Raw genomic sequence first — 19,631 nt, 5'->3', positions numbered from 1 at the left:
TGGTCACTTGCGGTTGCATTGGGGATGTAATCAAGAAATTGGGGCGCTAGGATACTGAAAAAATGGCTAGGGGTCGATTCGATCGATACATTTAAAACGGTTGTTTTGATCAAATAGGATTCTAAATCGGCCACTAATCCCGCCATGGCTCACATAGGGCCGCAGAATACTGGCCGGAAATCGCACTTTACGCCCATCAACTGCGCGCGCAATCACGTCTTGAGCGCTGCCATAATACCAGCGTTCGAACTCTTCGGCTCTGATAACAAGATCGATAATAACGGCTTTCAAAGGCTTAACCACTGACTTCTCATAACAGCAGTATTATAACCCAGCAAGCTGAGCACTTAACCATTATCAATGCTTTGGCAGATATATTTTAGACTTTGGTACTCACGCATGCCCTGGCGCCCACCTTCGCGACCGAAACCTGACTGATCTATACCGCCAAAAGGAGCCATGGCATTGGATATAGCCCCCTCGTTTACACCTACCATACCAGCTTGTAATGCGCGACTAACCCGCACTACCCGACTGGCGCTTGCCGTATAAAAATAGCTCGCCAAACCATAGTGAGTATCATTAGCCAAAGCCAACGCTTGCTCTTCGGTATTAAACGCTTTAATGGCCACAAGCGGCCCAAAGGTCTCCTCCTGCCAAAACTGCATGTGTTCATTGGCTTGGGTAAGCACAATCGGGGCAATGCGATTATTAGCTAAGCTACCTGGCCGTTGACCCATTTCACAGCGAGCCCCTTGCGCAAGCGCATCATCATAATGTCGCCGCACCTTGTCGAGTGCTTTGTCATTGATCAGCGAACAGACCTGCACCCCCTCTTCCAGACCGTCACCAACTTTTAATTCTGCCAAAGCCTTGGTAAGGCGTTGCACGAACTCAGCTTGGACCGATACCTCGACTAAAAATCTATTGGGGCTAATACAGGTTTGACCACTGTTGCGAAATTTAGCGGCTATAACCCCCTGCACGGCAAGATCCAGATCGGCATCAGCAAACACAATAAATGGGGCGTTGCCACCAAGCTCAAGTGACAGCTTCTGCAAATTAGGGGCACACTGAGCCATTAAGTGGCGTCCGACCTCAGTCGAGCCAGTAAAGCTTAATTTTTTTACAATCGTTGACTGAGTAAATACTTCCCCAATATCGGCTGACTTTCCCGTTATCACGTTAAACACACCATCCGGAATGCCAGCCTCCTGCGCTAGAACCGCCAGCGCCAACGCTGATAAAGGCGTAAGTGCCGAGGGCTTGACTACCATTGAGCATCCAGCCGCCAAGGCGGCACCGGCTTTACGTGTGATCATGGCTGCAGGGAAATTCCAGGGGGTAATTGCCACACTAACCCCAACCGGCTCCGGTATCGCCAATAGTTGTTGGTGGGGTTTTGTTGCCGGAATAACATCGCCAAAACCACGCTTTGCCTCTTCGGCAAACCAATCGATAAAAGCGGCCGCATACTGAATTTCAGCTTTGGACTCGGCCCAGGGCTTGCCCTGCTCCAGGGTCATTATGGTGGCCAAATCGTCCTTATGTTTTAGCATTAACTCATACCAACGGCGCAATAAAGCGCCACGTTCATTAGGAGATCGCGCTCGCCAATCATCGAAAGCCTGCTCTGCCGCCACCAGCGCTGCATTAGCTTGCTTTTGCGTAAGCAATGGCACCTGAGCTAACGTCTCGCCATTAGCCGGATTAACCACCTCTAAAGTATTATCGCCCACTGCTGCGACCCACTGACCACCGATGTAGCAACGGTTTTGCCACAAGTTCGTATGCGTTAATTGAGGTATTGCCGTCATCTGTATCACCTATTTCCAACATTTCGGTTGCACTTAACTCTGCGACCACTCTGTGCGCGTCGAGTTCTGCTTAAAGACTATGAATGCCGTGTTACTTGAGCCAAGTCTAATAACTCTCTTAGAGCAACAGAAAACATTGCATAATCGGTCATGCCTGCGGTTTGTGTTTGTTTTACCATACTTAGCCAGCGGTCCAAAAGTGATTGGTGACTTTGCGCCCACTGTTCTACGATCACTTGCGGCGACTGATCGATGCCTGCCAATGACTGGGTAATATTCCGCACTTGCGACTCAAGATCATCCATATAGGCCTCGCGTGCCATCGCTTGCCAATCATTCTCAACGCGAGCATCGCTGAGCAGCTGGGCAAAGCCATTGAGATGCAAACACGCCACTAAACCCGCATAAATTTCTACAATTTTCTCCACGGGTTGCTTACTCTGATCGGCAACATCCAATATTCCCATGCCCGAATATAAATACCCTGGCGACAATACTTTTTGACACAAAGATTCCGGTACACCTTGACTGACCAATATATCTATATTGTCTTGCCAGTCGCGAACGACCTCGCCGCCTAAGTGATTAACCAAGCTCTGTTGAACCCCCACCAAGCCGTCGGAAAAATTCTGCAGTTCGCAGATAAGATCTAAATTACCCCGACGATTACGCAAAAACCAACGAGTCATGCGCCTAACTCGACGCATCAATTGTTGAAGCAGCTGTTGTTGTACGGAGTCTTCAACACTAAAGCCGAGATCTTCAATCGCCCGCCACAACGCCTTAACGCCTGCTACGGTTGTAGCCAAGAAATAGGCTCTAGCCACCTCTACGGTGGTCGATCCTGTGGCATCAATCATTCTTTGTACAAAAGTAAATCCTTGCGTGTTGACAATATCATTAGCAAGCTGTGTCGCCACAATTTCTGATACCAATGGGTGGTCCATCAGCACCTTGGGGAATCGACTTTGCATTGTCGCAGGAAAAGCTTGCAGGCACAGCTTGGCCAACACTGGGTCTTGGGTAATGGTAGGTGTTGCTAAGTCTTCTTTTAACCCGACTTTGGCGTACGAAATCAGTACCGATATTTCCGGCCGAACTAACCCCTTTCCCGCCACCTGACGCTGGGCAATTTTTTCATCATCCGGCAAGAATTCCAAAGCACGATCCAGCCGGCCTGCCGCCTCTAAACAATGAATAAAGCGTACTATTTCTGCGGTTCTGGCAAGACTATCTCCACTTGCCAAACTGATTGCCTGAGATTGCCGGTAGTTATTAAGCAAAACATCACTCGACACCTCATCGGTCATCTCGACTAAAAGCGCGTTGCGCGATGCCTCACCCAGCTCGTCAGCCTTAATTAATTGTGATAAGGAGATTTTGATATTGACCTCGTGATCCGAACAGTCAACACCGGCCGAGTTATCAATAAAATCGGTATTACATGCGCCACCTGCAAGGGCAAACTCTATTCGCCCCAACTGCGTCATCCCCAGGTTGCCGCCCTCACCAAAAACCTTACAACGCAAATCATTACCATTGATACGCACCGCGTCATTGGCCTTATCCCCTACCTCGGCATGTGACTCAGCCTCAGCTTTTACGTAAGTACCAATACCACCGTTCCAAATAAGATCAACCGGTGCTCGCAAAATATGATTAATGAGTTCGGCCGGTGTTAACCGGCTAGCATCTATCCCTAAGGCGGAGCGAGCCTCAGCCGTCAGTGAAATGGATTTTGCGGAGCGGTCAAAAACACCACCGCCGGCACTAATCAAACTTTCATCGTAATCAGACCACTGCGAGCCGGCGGCATTGAACAATCGCTGGCGTTCGGCAAAACTCGCACTGGCATCCGGCTGTGGATCGATAAAAATATGCAGATGGTTGAATGCCGCCACCAGTTGAATCGATTCGGAGCACAACATGCCATTACCAAATACGTCGCCCCCCATATCACCAATACCCACTACAGTAATCGGGTCATTTTGAACATCGACCGACAATTCTTTAAAATGACGTTGGACACACACCCATGCACCTTTGGCTGTAATCCCCATCGCTTTATGGTCATAGCCCTGACTACCACCAGAGGCAAATGCATCGCCAAGCCAAAAGTCAGCTTCTTGTGCCACACTGTTGGCCAGATCGGAAAAAGTAGCCGTACCTTTATCGGCGGCGACGACTAAATATGGGTCCGGCTCATCTTTGCAAACCACCTGGTTTGGTAGCACCACCTGATCGTCGATGACATTATCGCTAATGGACAGTAATGCCTGAATAAATTGCCGGTAGCAAGCCTTACCCTCGGCAAATTTTTCTTCGCGAGAAAGCCCTGCCACCTGCTTGCAAACAAAACCACCTTTGGCGCCACTGGGAACAATCACAGCATTTTTAACTTGTTGAGCTTTAACCAAGCCCAACACTTCGGTACGATAATCCTGATAGCGATCGGACCAGCGAAGTCCACCCCGGGCAACCTTACCTCCGCGCAAATGAAGCCCTTCAAACCGACCAGAATAAACAAATATTTCGAACATCGGCCTGGGCTCAGGAATGTTATTCAGCTGTCTGGGCATAAGCTTAAACGCTAAATAGTCTAGGGTATCACTTTGAAAATAATTGGTTCTTACCGTGGCATTCATAAGTGCCACGTACTGACGTATAATCCTGTCTTCTATTAAACTTGGCACATTCTCTAAAGCATCATCTATCGCCTGTAATTGTTCCTCCGCTAGTTTCGAATTATTATTTTCTGGAGAAAATAAAGCATTAAATAATTTAACGAGACACATGACAATAAAGCGCTGATTAACCAACGCTTCAGCAATGTGCTCTATCGAGGAGTTAAACAGTGTTTGCTGCATATAGTTGGCGTAGGCCCGAAATACAGAGATCATTCGCCAATCCAATCCTGCCTCTACTACCAGTTGATTAAAGCTGTCACTTTCAGATTTTTTCTCCCACACAGCGATAATCGCTTGTTTCAAATTGGCAAAACCCGCATTCGTCAAAGGTTCCGCCGATTCCGCACGCTGCAATTCAAAATCGTGCAACCAAATCACCTTTTTATTCTTATTAAGCAATTTAAAGGGATGCTCCGAAAGCACTCTTAAGCCAAAATCTTCCAGCAGTGGAATAATATCGGACAAGGCCAGTGGCATACCCTGTCGATATAGCTTTAAACGAATACCACTTGACTCTGAACCAGGAACAACCTCTAGCCAAAGAGTTTCTTTTTCCATTGACTCTAAAATCGCAATATCACTGGCCGCGTGTTGCACCGTAAACGCTTCTTGGTAAGCCGCACTAAAATTGGTGTCGTATAATTTCGCCAGGTAACGAGCCTGTTCTTCGGTGTGATGGTGGTACAACTCGGACAGTAATGCATCCTGCCAAGAGCGCACCATCGCTTCTATTTCTTGTTCAAGTGCCAGGGTATCGACCTCTGGCATTTGTTTGTCTTTTAGTCTAAATACAAGGTGCACCCGCGCCAGAAGAGATTCGGAAAAAAAAGTATTAAACTGTTCGTCGCAAGCACCTACCTTCTCGCCAATTAATTGTTGCACTCGCAATCGTATTTGGGTTGAAAAAAGGTCACGGGGTACATATAAGAGACAACTAACAAACTTGGCAAATCGATCTCGGCGCAAGAATAATTTAACCTTGTAGCGCTCGTTAATCTCTAATATACCCCGAACGGTTTCGTACAGCTCCGCAGCACTTGACTGAAACAGCTCATCGCGAGGGAAGGTTTCAACAATTTGCTCCAACGCCTTACCTTCGTGGCTCCATGGGGTTAATCCCATACGCTCGTACAGATAACTGATTTTTTCTCTAAGTAGCGGAATAGCCGAAGGCGACTCACTGTAAACCGAAGAGGTATATAGCCCTAAAAAGCGACATTCACCTATTACTTTACCTTCCGGGTTATAGCGCTTAACCACCACATAGTCCGGGTAGGCACTGCGATGAATACGCGATCGCCGTGGCGATTTGGAAAAAGCAATAGACGCCGGCGACAAATAAAAACGTGACACGCCAGGGTGAGCATCATCGAGGATTTTAATTTTGGTCTTACTGTTATCATCAAAAAGTCCCACGCGCCGATGACGATCCTCAACTAAGACATCCTTCCCTTGACGATTCTCTAAGTTAAATTCGGTAAAACCTAAAAAAGTAAAATGATCATTGGTTAGCCAGTGTAAAAAATTTTGCGCCTCAGTGACATCATTGCAAGCTAAGGCATGGCTGACCTGACCCAGCTCGTCTGCACTGTCGAGCATGGCTTGTTTGAGCGGCAAAAAATCCGTCACTACTTTTTGAATTTGCCCCAGCACCTCGTTTAGGGCAAGAACAGCTTCCCGGATACTGCGCGCATCGGTCAATTTACCCACTTCCAAATACACCATTGCCTCTGCGGTATGCTGCCGAGATTGCACCGGTAATATCTCGACTAACTGCCCACCCTGCCGCACAGGTATATAGGGCGTACTCTTAACACTAAAAATTGGAATATGTCGATGGGCAAGCTCAAGTCGAATCGAATCGACCAAAAAAGGCATATCCATTTGCCGAACGGCTATCACGGTATGTGGGCTGGACCAGCCCCAGCTGTCGAGTTCAGGGTTCACCACCTGCACGATGGGCAAATTGGCGACTTCACCTTGCAGTAAACTCCACAACCATAATAAGCAACCGCTGATATCGCTACTGGGTCGATCGATAAAATCTTCAGCGGGAAAGTGGTTAAAAAACAACCTAACAAACACTTTGCAGGCTTCACGTACAGACTCTGGCTGTGACTTGGCGACTGCCTCGGCGATTGCTTCAACATCTACTGTAGAAGTAGAACTTTCCATATAGAGCTCCAATCGATGTATTTGAAAATCACTGTAAGCCTAGACGATTAAGCAGGCGCGCGCCGCTTAGCATCGCGATTTCCCGGCTATGCCAACAAATTATTCAGCCCAATAGCGTTTTCTGAACAAAAACAGCCAGTTGGCTTAATATTGGCGGTCATTTACTATTGATTTTTGGGGAACTGCCTCCACATCGTTGTTGTCTGAGGCGCGCAGAAGCCATATCTCGGTTGTATAGTTCGAACAAAAAATCAGCAAGGGGCACACTATGACACTACAGGAGCAATTTCAGTCACTCGGTGATTGGCTTGGCCATCAGATTATTGGCCAGGAGCATCTTGTAAAACGCTTATTAACAGCACTTTTGGCAGATGGCCACTTACTGGTAGAAGGCGCCCCCGGGCTGGCCAAAACCAAAGCGATTAAAACCCTCGCCGATGCCATAGAAGGTGACTACAACCGCATCCAATTTACCCCAGACTTATTACCTGCCGATGTCACGGGTACCGATATTTATCGTCCCGAGCAAGGTGTCTTTGAATTTCAGCGAGGCCCGGTATTTCATAATTTAGTACTGGCCGATGAAATCAACCGTGCACCAGCCAAAGTTCAGTCAGCGTTGCTGGAAGCGATGGCCGAACGCCAGGTGAGTGTCGGCAATAAAACCTACCCCCTGCCACCGCTGTTTATGGTGATGGCCACACAAAACCCGATCGAACAAGAAGGCACCTACCCGCTGCCCGAGGCCCAACTCGACCGCTTTTTAATGCATGTTAATGTGGACTACCCAAGCGTTGAAGCCGAGCGTCGAATCTTGGCGCTGGTACGTGCTGAGGCCAAACAAGAAGCGGCAGCCCAGCCCCCAGCCTTAGCTCAAAACAGTTTATTTGAGGCGCGCAAAGCCATTTTAAGCCTACACATGAGCGATGCGGTTGAAGAATATATTGTGCAGTTAATCAACGCCACCCGACGCCCAGAACTCTACAGCGAATCTCTCTCGGGGCTGCTCGAATACGGCGCCAGCCCGCGCGGAACAATCGCACTGGAGCGCTGCGCCCGTGCTAACGCCTGGCTAAATGGCAAGGACTTTGTCAGCCCTGACGATGTAGCCTGCGTGATTCACGACTGTTTGCGCCACCGCTTAATATTAAGCTTTGAAGCCGAGGCCGATGGCACAACCCGCGATCAGGCGATCGACCAACTGCTGAACACTGTACCCGTAGCCTAATGCCAACAGACGTAAACACCCAGAGTGCAGACAGCGCTTATTGCTCTGTAGCAAATCTGTTGCGCGAGCGTTTTAACGCTCGCGATCTCAAGCTTTTTGCCCCACACCCGGTGAAAAGTGCCCAAGCTGGTCGCTTTAGAACCCGCTTTCGCGGACGGGGGGTCGATTTTGAAGAAGTTAGACTGTACCAGCCAGGCGATGACATTCGCTCTATAGACTGGCGTGTGACCGCTCGCACTCAGGTTCCCCACACCAAACTCTACAGTGAAGAACGCGAAAGACCGGTGTATTTACTTTGCGACCAGCGCTCACCAATGTTCTTTGGCAGCGTTCAGCATTTTAAATCCACCCTCGCCTGCCACTTGGCCAGTTGTATTGGCTGGGCCGCCCTCGGCGCGGGTGACCGTGTCGGGTCCCTAGTCTTTGGTGATCAAGATTTTCGCGACAGTCGGCCCAAGCGCAGCAAGCACGCCGTATTACAATTGATCCGATTGCTGGAACAGTACAACCACCAACTACATTCGCCTATCGCCAACAGTAATCCTTTATCTCTGGCGCAAATGCTCAATGACACCCAACGTATAGCCAAGCCGGGGGCAGCACTATTTGTGATCAGCGATTTTAACGATTTGGATAAAGCCGCAGAGAAACAACTGTTTCAATTAAGCCGCCACCTCGACATCAGTTTAATTCACACCCACGACCCGCTGGAGCAACAACTGATCGGCAACAGCGCCTTGGCCGTCACTAACGGAACGGATAAGCAATTACTGCCAGTCAACCAAAAGCGCTTCCAGTCTGAATACGCCCTAATGGCCGCAGACAAACAGCAGCAATTGCGCGACACCTGTACTCGCCTGCAAATTGAATTAATACCCGTATCCACAGCCGATGATTACGCTACGGTTTTAAGGCACCGCTTTGCAGGCCCAACACGTCACACCAGGAGGCGCTAACTGTGAATCCATTAGCGCAACTAAACGATATTCATACCCCCGAGCCCATTGGTTGGTGGCCGCTGGCCCCTTTTTCGTGGGCCATTATTGCCCTAGCAACCACTGTTATTGTGTTAGCCGTTGTCGCGGCTTGGCGTAGTTATCGAAGCAATCGCTACCGCCGCGCCGCCCTGCGGCAATTACAACAGCAGTCCTTTGACGCTACCCCGAACAGCATTAATAAAATTCTAAAGGCGACCGCTATTGCCGCCTATGGCCAACATACTTGCGGCGCCCTGCACGGTCACAACTGGTTGAACTTTTTGGCCCAGAGTGCGCCCAAAGCACGGGCTAAGCTACAAACCGAGCATTGCCAAGTACTGGGCACTGCCGCTTATCAAGCTAATCCAAAATACGACAGCGCTGCGTTAATAGCGGCCGCACAAGCATGGGTAAAATTACACCGCAAACGCTTGCCAGCTAACCTGGAGGATAGTGATGTTTGAATTTAGCTATCCATGGCTATTACTGCTGCTGCCTTTACCGATAGTGATGCGTTGGGTTAAACCGGCACCAGCCAACACCACAGCAATTAAAGTGCCTTTTTATCGGCAACTAGAATCGCTATCACTTTCCGGAGAAAGAAAAGCCAGTCGTAAAGGTATCCTTACCCTACTCTGGGCAAGCTGGTTATTATTAGTGCTGGCCGCCAGTGATCCATTATGGGTGGGCAAACCCACCGGCAGCCCCTACTCGGGGCGCGATATGATGCTGGCAGTGGATTTATCACAAAGTATGCTTACCCCTGACATGCAACCGCCGGGTGTGGTTGCCATGCAGTTTCAAAATAATAACGATTACACTCGAATGGATGCCGTTAAAGACGTAGTCGGCGAATTTATCGAGCGGCGCAGTGGAGACCGTTTAGGCTTGATTTTATTTGCCGATCAAGCCTATCTACAGGCCCCCTTAAGCCGTGACGTGGTCACAGTTAACCAACTGTTACAAGAAGCTCAGGTCGGCTTTGCTGGACGGGCCACTGCCATTGGCGATGCCTTGGGGCTCGCTATCAAGCGTTTAAAAGAACGGCCCGAGGGCAGTCGCCGGATTATCTTATTGAGCGACGGCGCCAACACTGCCGGTGACAGCAATCCCATTGATGCGGCCAACATTGCCGCCAATATGGGGGTTAAAATTTATACTATCGCATTTGGCTCAACCGAAAACATTCGCGGAACACGACGCAGCCGACGCACAAATGAAGTAGATACCCAAACGCTGCAAACTATTGCCAATACAACCGGTGGCGCTTTTTTTCGTGCTGAATCCACCGCGGAATTAAAACAAGTACACCAACAGCTGGATCAATTAGAACCGCTGGAGCTTGAACAGTTGAAAGTGCGTCCAGTCTTGCGATTATTCTTCTGGCCGCTTGGCTTGGCGCTGGCATTAACTTGGCTTATAGCACTAAGCCAGCTGCGCTGGACTGGCAGCGCGCGCGTACAAGCCAAAGGAGACTCGACATGAGCGCTGTGAACGACCTCCAACTGTTGCGCCCGATGGCGCTATTGGGTTTGCTGCCGTTGCTGCTCACAGTAATTGGGCTGTGGTATAACAAGCGTAGCGCTACCGATTGGCAAACGGTCATCGATGCCAAACTTTTGCCTTATTTAACCGACAGTAAAACCACAGGTAGCTCCCGTTTATTGCTCTGGGGATTAGCCAGCTTTTGGTTAATAGGCTGTATCGCTTTGGCCGGCCCTAGCTGGGAAAAAGCGCCGAGCCAAGTGCATCGCAATGCCGATGCTCTGATTATTTTGCTCGACCTTTCGCCCTCAATGTTGGGTGAGGATATTAAACCCACACGCCTGATTCGCGCTCGCTTAAAAATTGCCGAGTTACTGCAACAGCGAACCGAAGGTGATACCGCGTTAATCGCCTATGCCGATCAGGCACACGTGGTTACCCCACTGACCGAAGATACACAAACTATCAGTGCCTTACTGCCCGCCCTGCACCCCCGTATGATGCCTGCTCCGGGTAGTCGCACTGAAGCGGCGGTAGACCGCGCCATAAAAATGCTGACCGATGCGGGTTACCGCAATGGTGAGTTGTTATTGTTTACTGATGGAATAGCGGAGTCAGCCCAAGTGGCGATTCGTGAAGCACTGCAAGGCAGTGCCTACCGATTATCCATACTAGGTATTGGCTCGGATAAACCAGTGCCAATCCCCTCGGGCAATGGCGGTTTTATGCGCGACAATCAAGGCAATGTTATTACGACCGCACTGGCCAGTGGTCAGCTACAACGATTAGCTCGAGCTTCCGATGGGCGCTATGTCACCTCCACCTTTGACACCTCAGACCTTACCTATTTGTTAGCCCCCAGACACGACCTTTCGCCAGGTGAATATCAATTATCTGACAGCAAAATGGATACTTGGCTGGATCGTGGCCCCTGGCTTGCGATACTGCTTTTACCTCTGGCACTGCTCGTGTTTCGTAAAGGGGTTTTGGTGGCGGTTTTGCTGACATCAAGCCTTTTATTCGATAGCCCAGTGGCACTTGCTGAGTCGTCAATGCTGGACAAACTACTGTTATCACCCGATCAACGCGGTGCCAAAGCGTTGTCCAATGGCCAAGCCGAGGTAGCAGCGCAAGAATTTAAAGACCCGGCCTGGCGCGGTGCCGCGCTCTATCGCGCAGGACACTATGAGCAAGCCGCCACGTCATTCGCGCAACTGGATACGGCTCAAGCTCATTACAACCGAGGCAACGCCTTGGCGCAAATGGGAAAACTCGATCAAGCACTAGCGGCTTACGATCAGGCCCTGGAAATACAGCCAGAGCTGCAAGATGCCGCCAGCAACAAAGCACTGATCGAACAATTAAAACAGCAAGAACAAGAACAAAGTGATTCATCTTCCTCCAATCAAGAGCAAGACTCAAAGGGCGAGCAGAATCCATCACAACAGCAACAAGACCAGTCCGGTCAATCTACCGATGATGATAGCAATGAGTCGGAGGGCGAACAAAACCAAAATGATCAGGCTTCAAACCAGGGGGAAGATCAAGCACAAAACAATTCGGAACCAAAACCTGGCGATGATCAAGGCCAAAGTGCCAGCGCAGCAAGCGACTCTCAAGAGCAAGGCCAGGCCAGCAGCGCTCAATCAAGCAGTGCCGCTCAAGAGCAAGGTCAAAATCAGGATTCACAACAAGCATCGGCCAGTAGCACAGCGAGTTCGCAAGGCAGCCAAAATCAAACTTTGGCTGAGCAGCCCTTAACCGCCGAAGAAAAAGAACAACGCCAAGCCGAGCAACAATGGCTACGTAACATACCCGATGATCCATCGGGCTTATTGCGCAATAAGTTTCAATACGAATATCGTAAGAACCGAATGGAACGCCAATTCAAAGGATTAAATGACTTCGGTAATGAGGAACAACGCTGGTAAATCTATGAAGATTTTATTGTCTAAACGCTATATACAGCCATTTAAGCTAATAATCATTAGCGCCATCGTACTCTTGGCTCAACTTGCCAATGCGGCCACGTTTACCGCCGAGGCAGCGCGCACTAACATTAATATCAATGATCAATTAACCGTAAATTTCCGCCTGCAAAACGGCCCTGATAATGTCGAACCTGACCTGAGCCCGGTACAGTCGAATTTTGAAATTCTTAATATAGAGCGCAGACAAGAATCTTACACCGTCAACCGAGAAACCAATGAATTTCTAACCTGGCGGGTTACCTTGGCCCCTAAACATGTGGGCAAACTGACCATTCCAGCTATTGCTTTGGCCGGTAGTAAAACTCAACCACTGACTATTACTGTGGTGGAAGCCCCTACCACGGCCTCCGACCCGAATGCGGAAACCTTTTTAGAGATCAGTGCTGATCAACAGAGTGTGTTTGTTCAGCAACAAGTGTTGTTAACCGCGTGCCTTTACTCTAAGTACGACTGGACGGGTAAGGAAATCGGGGATTTTAACCTAGACTATGCCCTGATAGAGGCCGTCAGTGAAGACGAATACATTACCGAGTTGAATGGTATTCGGCATAAAGTGTACGAGGTTACCTTTGCCGTTTACCCTCAGTCTAGTGGACGTTTAGAAATACCGGCCATTGACTACGCGGTGCAATTGCGCTCGGGTTCATCGCGGGGCTTCTTAAGCTTTAACAGTGGCCCAATTCGCCGCGGCAAAGCCCAACCCTTATCGATTGAAGTTAAAAGTATTCCGCAAAGTAATGGTAATGACACCTGGCTGCCAGCTCAACAGCTTGAGCTTAGTCAGCATTTTAGCCGCACCCCAGACAACTTAACCGCCGGCGAGCCTATCACACGGCGCATTACCATCAGCGCCGAAGGGCTTCACCCCACCCAGCTACCGCCGCTTGAGTTTGCTGAGGTAGAGGGTTTTAGTATTTATCGGGACAAGGCACAAACCGACGAAACTCGCAGCAACAAAGGCATTAACGCCTCGCGTATTGAAACCCTTGCCATGGTGCCCAATCAGGCTGGGCAAACACAGTTGCCGCCCATTACGTTGCGCTGGTATAACACCTCCACAGGCCGCTTTGAAACAGCCACATTGCCAAGCGTTGAGGTGAGCGCATCACTGCCGGCCGGCAGCACTCCTACAGACCAGGGCGATATAGCAGCACCACCGCCACAGGCGTTTATACCCGCCAAGTCAGATCAGACGACAATTGTTGAGCGTATTCCTACTTGGATTATTGTCAGTCAAGTGATTAGCGTACTGTGTATTCTTATTTTACTGCCCATGGCGCTGCGTAAAAAATCTGCGTCAGCTCCGAGCCCCCAAAGTAAACAGACCTCATCCAAAACCGAATGGTCTGCCGTTCAAAAAGCCGCTAAAAATAATGACTTAAAACAGTTGCGAGGGGCAATTATTGCTTGGGCAAAACAACATTTACAGGTTGAGGTTCACACATTGGCCGAACTGGCACAGCTATCAGATCAAACCACACAAGAACAACTGACAAAACTGGACCAAGCTATTTACGGTTCAGCGAGTGCCGACCTCAAGCTTGATGAATTACTAAAAGGTTTGCGCAAGTTAAAAAATCAACCCCCCAAAACGAGCGACAACTTGCGTCCACTGTACCCGCAGTAGCGGCCATCAGTTTGGGAGTGAGTACGATGGTATTGCTTAACACTAAAAAGGGCCGCCCTATCGATCAATAGAGAGGGCGGCGGCTTTTAAAGCATTATTGATTGAGCAATTTATTGAGCTGATCGAGATTTTCCGCATCTTCGTCCGATAGATTATCTTTCAGCAACTGATTGATTTCCTCACCGGCTTTATCGCGCAAGAGATCCTCAACCTGATCAATAAAGGGCTGGAAAACTTCCCCGGCTAGTTCAGCACCTGTTACACCACCGCTCTCGACACCCAAATCACGACGAATCACATCTTGCATTTGATAGCTTTGATTCTCAATTAATGGAGAATACACCTCGGTTTTAACATTGGTAAATTTAAGCTGACGGATAATAAATTTAGGTTGTTCACCATCAGCCTCTACCTGCTCTTCAGACTGCTGCCCACTACTTAAAGCATCTAAGCGTTTTTTCAGCTCTTGTATATTCGTATTGCCACTGGCTTGTTGTTCTAGGGTTAAAGTTACCCCATCGATCAACACTTCATCAAAGATCAATACTCCCGACTCCACACTATTAGGGTCAAAATCAACAGCAATCTGATTTAATGCAAACAGATTTGGCTGATCAAATCCCGGATAGTTTTCAATTTCGAAGCCATGCAATTCAGTTCTAGCCTGACTTAAACTGAAATTAACATCGTCAACATTAACCGAGGTTTGCAAGACGTCGGATCCGGTAGACTCAATCGCCGAGACGATAAATCCATCAATATTGCGATACACCCAATACGAGCACCCACCGACTACCAGCACGATAACCGCTAATATGATAAGAATAATTTTTAACGCTTTCATAACTTCATCCTTTTAATAAAAATTCATAACTCACATCTATAAACGCGGCTTATTAACCTAGTCATTGGATTGTTCATTTAATTGCTCTAAAGCTTGACGAGCTTTATCCAGCTCCGCCTCGACAGAGTTGGCAATAGCATCCCAGCCACCGACGATTACCGCATTAGCTTTTTGTACCATAGCGCCGACGGTTTCGTCTTCCAGTGCACCTAGTGTTTGAGCCTGTTGATCCACCTTCACCTGTAAAGCCGTGATTGCCTTTTGCTGCTCCACCAGGTCAGCTTGTAGCTCTAATTGTCGCTGGTGGCCCAGATAAAGCAAGCCCGCTTCAATGGCAACCACGAGAAACAACACAAACGTCAACAGATTTCGCATGGTAAATATGCCTCCAGAAACATGATTTTCCCGCTAAAAACCCCTATCATAGCCTGAGATTTCACTAGGTACTAGCCAGCTAAGACTATGGAAAACAGTATAACTCTGACAATTTTAGGTTTGTTCGCCCTAACGCTAACGATTGGTATTTTTGCGCTGATTATTACAGCTATCGTTCTGTACTTTATTGACGTAAACCAAAGTTCTCATACTATCCGACGAAATTATCCGGTTATTGGTCGATTTCGGTATATTTTCGAGCATCTTGGCGAATTTTTCCGGCAATATTTCTTTGCTATGGACCGTGAAGAAATGCCTTTTAATCGAGCGGAACGTTCTTGGGTGTATCGTTCGGCCAAGAATGTTGATGCTAACATTGCTTTTGGCTCCACCCGAGATCTGTCCTCAGCGGGCTCAGTCATGTTTCTCAATGCCGCTTTCCCTACACTGGAAAAAGATGCGGCCCTACCGGCTGATATCACACTGGGCCCCTATTGTCGCCAGCCCTATACAACTCAATCACTGTTTAGCATAAGTGGCATGAGTTACGGGGCACTGTCTGCGCCGGCGATCAAAGCTCTGTCGGCCGGCGCCAAACAGTCTGGCTGTTGGCTAAATACAGGCGAAGGCGGCCTCTCTCCTTTTCACCTTGAAGGTGGCTGCGACCTTGTTTTTCAAATTGGTACCGCAAAATATGGCGTGCGAGACAAAGACGGGCACCTCAGTGATGATAAGTTGCGCGGGCTGGCCGCCATAGAACAAGTGAAAATGTTTGAGGTTAAACTCAGCCAGGGCGCAAAACCCGGCAAGGGTGGTATCTTACCGGCTGAAAAAGTCTCTCGCGAAATTGCCGATATTCGCGGCATCGTTGAAGGTCACGCGTCCATCAGCCCCAATGGCCACCCAGATATACGCTCAGTAGAGCAACTGCTAGATTTGCTGGAGCATGTACGCGAAATCACCGGCAAGCCGGTCGGTTTTAAGTCAGTCATTGGCGACAAGCAATGGTTAAAAGATTTAGTGGCAGCCATTACCCAACGGGGTATTGACCGTGCACCCGACTTTATCACCATCGACAGTTGCGATGGCGGAACAGGCGCCGCACCCCAGCCACTGATGGATTATGTTGGACTTCCGCTCAAAGAGAGCTTGCCTTTTGTCTGCGATTTACTAACCGAAGCAGGTCTACGCGAACGGATTAAAATCATAGCATCGGGAAAACTCATCACTCCATCGAAGGTCGCCTGGGCAATTGCCGCAGGTGCGGATTTTACGGTGAGCGCCCGCGGTTTTATGTTTGCTTTGGGCTGCATACAAGCGATGCAGTGTCACAAAAACACCTGCCCTACAGGGGTGACAACTCACGATCCGAAATTACAGAGGGGCTTAGTCCCTAAAGACAAAGCTGAACGTGTCGCTCATTACCAACGCAATATGACTTATGGCGTCGGCATGCTGGCCCACGCTTGTGGTGTGTCCGAACCTAGAAAATTAAAACGCCAACACGTCCATATTGTCACCCAGAGCGGTCTCTCGGCGCCTATGAGTGAAATCTACCCAGAACCCATTCGCTTAATCAATGATGGCGCCCCTACTGACGTTTCGGCCTCGAATTCAGATACGGCGGAGGAAATCTTATGAACAAATTATGGTTATTAATTTTTATTGCTCCATTACTGGCAACTGCGACTGCCTATGCCCAGCCGCCCCAATCCATAACACCGCAAATTCGTGATTTAAGCTGGACCGATGAAAGTTTTTTAAACACCCAGCGCAAGCGTATCGCCAGGCTAGCCGGAGAGAAGATTGGCGCACCTATTCGCGGCACTAAAGCTGATCTAACTACTTTGCAGCGCATTATCGAACGCGAATTGATCAGTCAGTCAGACACCTCCATGCAGCAAGCTCTGGGCGTCGCTTTGGGCGATGCGTTAATGAATGAAGAGTCCGAACTGGAATGGAAAGTTTACGAAGATAAAAAAGGACATTCGCGCGCCCTATGCGCCATGAGTGTTAACGAGTGTTTGTTTCCCGTTACCATGCTATCAAGACGTATGAAAGTTGGCCTCAAGCCAGACGTGAAAAAAATCTATCTCGAGGCACTCTACCTAATCGCCGACTCACTGCCCCCGCTACCCTATGGCGGTAAGCGTGAGTATTCTATTTATTGATGGACGCATTTATAAACGCCACAGTGGCTGTCGCTATTGCTGAGATTGGAGACAAAACGCAACTACTGTCAATTTTGTTAGTAGCACGCTTTGCCAAGCCATTGCTCATTTGTGCCGGCGTGTTGGTCGCCACGGTAGTAAACCATGGCCTGAGTGCTTGGCTAGGCGCGGAGCTTACCCACTGGATACCGAACACTTGGCTACCCTGGATAATTGGCTGCAGTTTTCTCGCAGTTGCGGTGTGGACGTTGATTCCCGATAAGGTCGATGAGAACGATCAACGTTTTAGTAAGCTCGGCGCTTTCGGCGCCACGTGTATTGTCTTTTTCTTAGCCGAGATGGGTGATAAAACCCAGGTTGCCACAGTCCTTTTGGCCGCCCATTACTCACAAGCGTTAATGGCCGTCATTCTGGGGACTACCCTGGGCATGCTTATTGCCAATATTCCTGCTATTTACGGTGGCGCCTGGTTGCTGCAAAAATTTCCCATTCAATGGTTTCACCGAGCAGCGTTTGTGATTTTTCTTATTTTTGCACTGATTAGCTTTTACCACGGCACTATGGCAGTGTTATCTGCATCTCCAGCATAAGCCAGCAAAAGATTTTGTTACCCGCTAGAGGTAGGCTTTGATTTTTTCAGCGTAACGGGCCAGGTCATCGGCCTCGGCAGGTTTTGCGTTGGCAAAATCAAGCTCTTGCATTTCATCCATAGGGATTAAATGCAAATGTGTGTGTGGCACTTCAAGCCCGGCTATAATCACAGCCACGCGAGTTGCCGGAAAGGCTTGCTGCATAGCCTTGGCTACTTTTTTACTCACCACTGACAAGTGGGCAATGGTGGCATCAGGCAAATCATACCAGTGATCTACTTCCTGTTTAGGAATCACCAACACATGGCCTTTTTTGAGTGGTGCTATCGTCATAATAGCCACAGATTCTTCATCTTCCCAGACAAAATTTCCAGGCAACTCCCGCGCTATAATTTTAGAAAAAACACTCGCCATACTTCACCTCTCAATATTTGCATCAAACGACAATCGATCATTCAATGAACGGGCTAATAAACCGCCACGCCTAACTTTAATAACTCACGCGTTAGTAGCTCATCAATATTATCGAGCTGCGATAACGTAAGTTCAATTATTGCGATGCGGCTGTGCAACAAACTCTCACGCTGCGCCAGCTTAGTCGCCAACACATCGGGACTGGGTGCATCCGGCCAATAGAGAATAACGGCGTTGGCACTGGGCAGGTAAAAATCTACGACACAACTGCTTGAGGAATCACTATTTATATACAGTGTGTACTCAACAGCATGTGCGATTCCCAATGTATAAAGCCAATTATCAATGCAAGTTAAAGCCGGTGCTTCAGCCGAGTGTCCATCCAAACACTGGGTTGCCCCCAACGTTAATCCCGACACGGCCCGCTGGAAACTCGCATCTTCTAACATAACTTCAGGCCAGGTCACAAAGGGGATCGCATTCGCTTCACCCTCGTGCTGCTGACCTCCTTTTTCTTTTCCTAAATCCGTCACTAACCAACCGTGAATATAAGGTTTTAGCCAGCCAATATTCGCCAATACACGGTTAATTAAACGAGCAGGTAAACCCGTTTTTTGTGCCAAAGTACGAGCGCTGAGCGGCGCCTCCGGCAACAGCCCCAGTACAGGATGTTCGCTAATACTGGCGGGCCACACAATATATTCGCCAAACCGAGGGTGGTTGGCATAGGTGCCCCCTTCAAAACGCCCCTTGGCCGTCAACTGCCAATGACTCTCTACTTTTACGATCCAGCCACTGTTGGCGAGCAGAATAAACAGCTCTTTACTCTCTTTGCCTATTTTCTTGGCCAAAGCGGTGGTCGATAGGTGCTTGGGGTGATTATCCGTCATGCATTTGCCTCTTATTCACCTAAGATTACCATAAAGATGAAAATATAGCTGGTCAAACGCTAACCAATACTCTATACTTCGCCACCTTCAGTAAAGCCTCACCTTTGTTCGGCCATTGCGCCGCTCCCTGTGAAGATCGCAACACGCGACTTGAGTAAGTGTATCGAGGTACTACTGATTGATTGGAGAAAAAAGCTCCAGGATGTCACCTTGAGATGTGCTTACAGTCCTCCCGGCAGGTCAATACCTGCTCCTGTTATGTGCGAAGGCCCGTGCCTTCAGGAATGACACGCAAGGCGCCCACGCTCCATAACATGCCCACTAGCGGCTGACTCACTAATACTGGCTATTTTTGCCAGA

The 19,631-nt window shown here is 48.8% G+C and carries 16 protein-coding genes; 9 read left to right on the top strand and 7 right to left on the bottom strand.

From position 1 onward, the window contains the following. Positions 1-66: 66 nt before the first annotated feature. The 3 genes from Q4526_RS12020 to Q4526_RS12010 form a co-directional block, all read right to left on the bottom strand. On the bottom strand, positions 67-303 hold the full coding sequence (locus Q4526_RS12020) for a DUF2835 domain-containing protein (RefSeq protein ID WP_303609642.1): 237 nt from the start codon (positions 301-303) through the stop codon (positions 67-69). A 44-nt stretch (positions 304-347) separates the two neighbouring features. After that, a complete protein-coding gene (locus Q4526_RS12015) occupies positions 348-1,817 on the bottom strand; it encodes an NAD-dependent succinate-semialdehyde dehydrogenase (protein WP_215977331.1) in 1,470 nt (489 codons plus the stop codon). Positions 1,818-1,894: 77 nt separating this feature from the next. Continuing rightward, positions 1,895-6,679, bottom strand: coding sequence for an NAD-glutamate dehydrogenase (locus tag Q4526_RS12010; RefSeq protein WP_215977330.1), 4,785 nt, complete (start codon positions 6,677-6,679; stop codon positions 1,895-1,897). A 268-nt stretch (positions 6,680-6,947) separates the two neighbouring features. On the opposite strand from Q4526_RS12010, the gene Q4526_RS12005 reads away from it, so the two are divergent. From Q4526_RS12005 to Q4526_RS11980, 6 genes are read left to right on the top strand one after another with little or no spacing between them, the layout of a single operon-like run. Then, positions 6,948-7,907, top strand: coding sequence for a MoxR family ATPase (locus Q4526_RS12005; protein WP_215977329.1), 960 nt, complete (start codon positions 6,948-6,950; stop codon positions 7,905-7,907). Further along, the gene (locus Q4526_RS12000; protein WP_215977328.1) at positions 7,907-8,863 is read left to right on the top strand and encodes a DUF58 domain-containing protein; all 957 of its coding nucleotides are present in this window, start codon (positions 7,907-7,909) and stop codon (positions 8,861-8,863) included. The genes Q4526_RS12005 and Q4526_RS12000 overlap by 1 nt, the downstream gene beginning before the upstream one ends. A gap of 2 nt (positions 8,864-8,865) precedes the next feature. Beyond that, positions 8,866-9,348 (top strand): DUF4381 domain-containing protein, encoded by a 483-nt coding sequence (locus Q4526_RS11995; protein WP_215977327.1) that lies wholly within the window; start codon positions 8,866-8,868, stop codon positions 9,346-9,348. Next, complete coding sequence (locus Q4526_RS11990; RefSeq protein WP_215977326.1) at positions 9,341-10,369, top strand: VWA domain-containing protein; 1,029 nt, start codon at positions 9,341-9,343, stop codon at positions 10,367-10,369. Before Q4526_RS11995 ends, Q4526_RS11990 begins: the two co-directional genes overlap by 8 nt. Then, on the top strand, positions 10,366-12,300 hold the full coding sequence (locus Q4526_RS11985) for a VWA domain-containing protein (RefSeq protein WP_215977325.1): 1,935 nt from the start codon (positions 10,366-10,368) through the stop codon (positions 12,298-12,300). Before Q4526_RS11990 ends, Q4526_RS11985 begins: the two co-directional genes overlap by 4 nt. Before the next feature lie 4 nt (positions 12,301-12,304). Continuing rightward, positions 12,305-13,987, top strand: coding sequence for a BatD family protein (locus tag Q4526_RS11980; protein ID WP_215977324.1), 1,683 nt, complete (start codon positions 12,305-12,307; stop codon positions 13,985-13,987). Positions 13,988-14,081: 94 nt separating this feature from the next. Here the strand turns inward: Q4526_RS11980 and Q4526_RS11975 are convergent, their stop codons facing one another. Continuing rightward, positions 14,082-14,831, bottom strand: coding sequence for an AsmA family protein (locus tag Q4526_RS11975; RefSeq protein ID WP_215977323.1), 750 nt, complete (start codon positions 14,829-14,831; stop codon positions 14,082-14,084). Positions 14,832-14,888: 57 nt separating this feature from the next. Further along, complete coding sequence (locus Q4526_RS11970) at positions 14,889-15,206, bottom strand: hypothetical protein (RefSeq protein ID WP_215977322.1); 318 nt, start codon at positions 15,204-15,206, stop codon at positions 14,889-14,891. Between the two features lie 87 nt (positions 15,207-15,293). Between Q4526_RS11970 and Q4526_RS11965 the strand changes: the two genes are divergently transcribed. The 3 genes from Q4526_RS11965 to Q4526_RS11955 are packed head-to-tail and all read left to right on the top strand — an operon-like array spanning position 15,294 to position 17,967. Further along, positions 15,294-16,847, top strand: coding sequence for an FMN-binding glutamate synthase family protein (locus tag Q4526_RS11965; protein WP_215977321.1), 1,554 nt, complete (start codon positions 15,294-15,296; stop codon positions 16,845-16,847). Next, on the top strand, positions 16,844-17,377 hold the full coding sequence (locus Q4526_RS11960; RefSeq protein WP_215977320.1) for a DUF3806 domain-containing protein: 534 nt from the start codon (positions 16,844-16,846) through the stop codon (positions 17,375-17,377). Before Q4526_RS11965 ends, Q4526_RS11960 begins: the two co-directional genes overlap by 4 nt. Next, positions 17,377-17,967, top strand: a complete 591-nt coding sequence (locus Q4526_RS11955; RefSeq protein WP_215977319.1) for a TMEM165/GDT1 family protein — start codon at positions 17,377-17,379, stop codon at positions 17,965-17,967. The genes Q4526_RS11960 and Q4526_RS11955 overlap by 1 nt, the downstream gene beginning before the upstream one ends. A 24-nt stretch (positions 17,968-17,991) precedes the next feature. Here Q4526_RS11955 and Q4526_RS11950 read toward each other — a convergent pair whose 3' ends face one another. Beyond that, complete coding sequence (locus tag Q4526_RS11950) at positions 17,992-18,381, bottom strand: HIT family protein (protein ID WP_215977318.1); 390 nt, start codon at positions 18,379-18,381, stop codon at positions 17,992-17,994. Positions 18,382-18,434: 53 nt separating this feature from the next. Further along, positions 18,435-19,271 (bottom strand): 4-alpha-glucanotransferase, encoded by an 837-nt coding sequence (locus tag Q4526_RS11945; protein ID WP_215977317.1) that lies wholly within the window; start codon positions 19,269-19,271, stop codon positions 18,435-18,437. Between the last annotated feature and the right edge of the window lie 360 nt (positions 19,272-19,631).

This window comes from Gilvimarinus sp. 2_MG-2023 (assembly GCF_030547685.1).
GTDB lineage: Bacteria > Pseudomonadota > Gammaproteobacteria > Pseudomonadales > Cellvibrionaceae > Gilvimarinus.
Note: the sequence above shows the minus strand (reverse complement) of the source record. Positions and strands in the feature narration are given on the sequence as shown.

Bases quoted from the DNA above. Each gene is read 5' to 3' on its own strand.
- Q4526_RS12015 (WP_215977331.1), bottom strand. From the start codon at position 1,817: ATGACGGCAATACCTCAATTAACGCATACGAACTTGTGGCAAAACCGT.
- Q4526_RS11955 (WP_215977319.1), top strand. From the start codon at position 17,377: ATGGACGCATTTATAAACGCCACAGTGGCTGTCGCTATTGCTGAGATT.
- Q4526_RS11990 (WP_215977326.1), top strand. From the start codon at position 9,341: ATGTTTGAATTTAGCTATCCATGGCTATTACTGCTGCTGCCTTTACCG.
- Q4526_RS12010 (WP_215977330.1), bottom strand. From the start codon at position 6,679: ATGGAAAGTTCTACTTCTACAGTAGATGTTGAAGCAATCGCCGAGGCA.
- Q4526_RS11950 (WP_215977318.1), bottom strand. From the start codon at position 18,381: ATGGCGAGTGTTTTTTCTAAAATTATAGCGCGGGAGTTGCCTGGAAAT.
- Q4526_RS11965 (WP_215977321.1), top strand. From the start codon at position 15,294: ATGGAAAACAGTATAACTCTGACAATTTTAGGTTTGTTCGCCCTAACG.
- Q4526_RS11975 (WP_215977323.1), bottom strand. From the start codon at position 14,831: ATGAAAGCGTTAAAAATTATTCTTATCATATTAGCGGTTATCGTGCTG.
- Q4526_RS11985 (WP_215977325.1), top strand. From the start codon at position 10,366: ATGAGCGCTGTGAACGACCTCCAACTGTTGCGCCCGATGGCGCTATTG.
- Q4526_RS11980 (WP_215977324.1), top strand. From the start codon at position 12,305: ATGAAGATTTTATTGTCTAAACGCTATATACAGCCATTTAAGCTAATA.
- Q4526_RS11970 (WP_215977322.1), bottom strand. From the start codon at position 15,206: ATGCGAAATCTGTTGACGTTTGTGTTGTTTCTCGTGGTTGCCATTGAA.
- Q4526_RS12005 (WP_215977329.1), top strand. From the start codon at position 6,948: ATGACACTACAGGAGCAATTTCAGTCACTCGGTGATTGGCTTGGCCAT.
- Q4526_RS12000 (WP_215977328.1), top strand. From the start codon at position 7,907: ATGCCAACAGACGTAAACACCCAGAGTGCAGACAGCGCTTATTGCTCT.
- Q4526_RS11945 (WP_215977317.1), bottom strand. From the start codon at position 19,271: ATGACGGATAATCACCCCAAGCACCTATCGACCACCGCTTTGGCCAAG.
- Q4526_RS11960 (WP_215977320.1), top strand. From the start codon at position 16,844: ATGAACAAATTATGGTTATTAATTTTTATTGCTCCATTACTGGCAACT.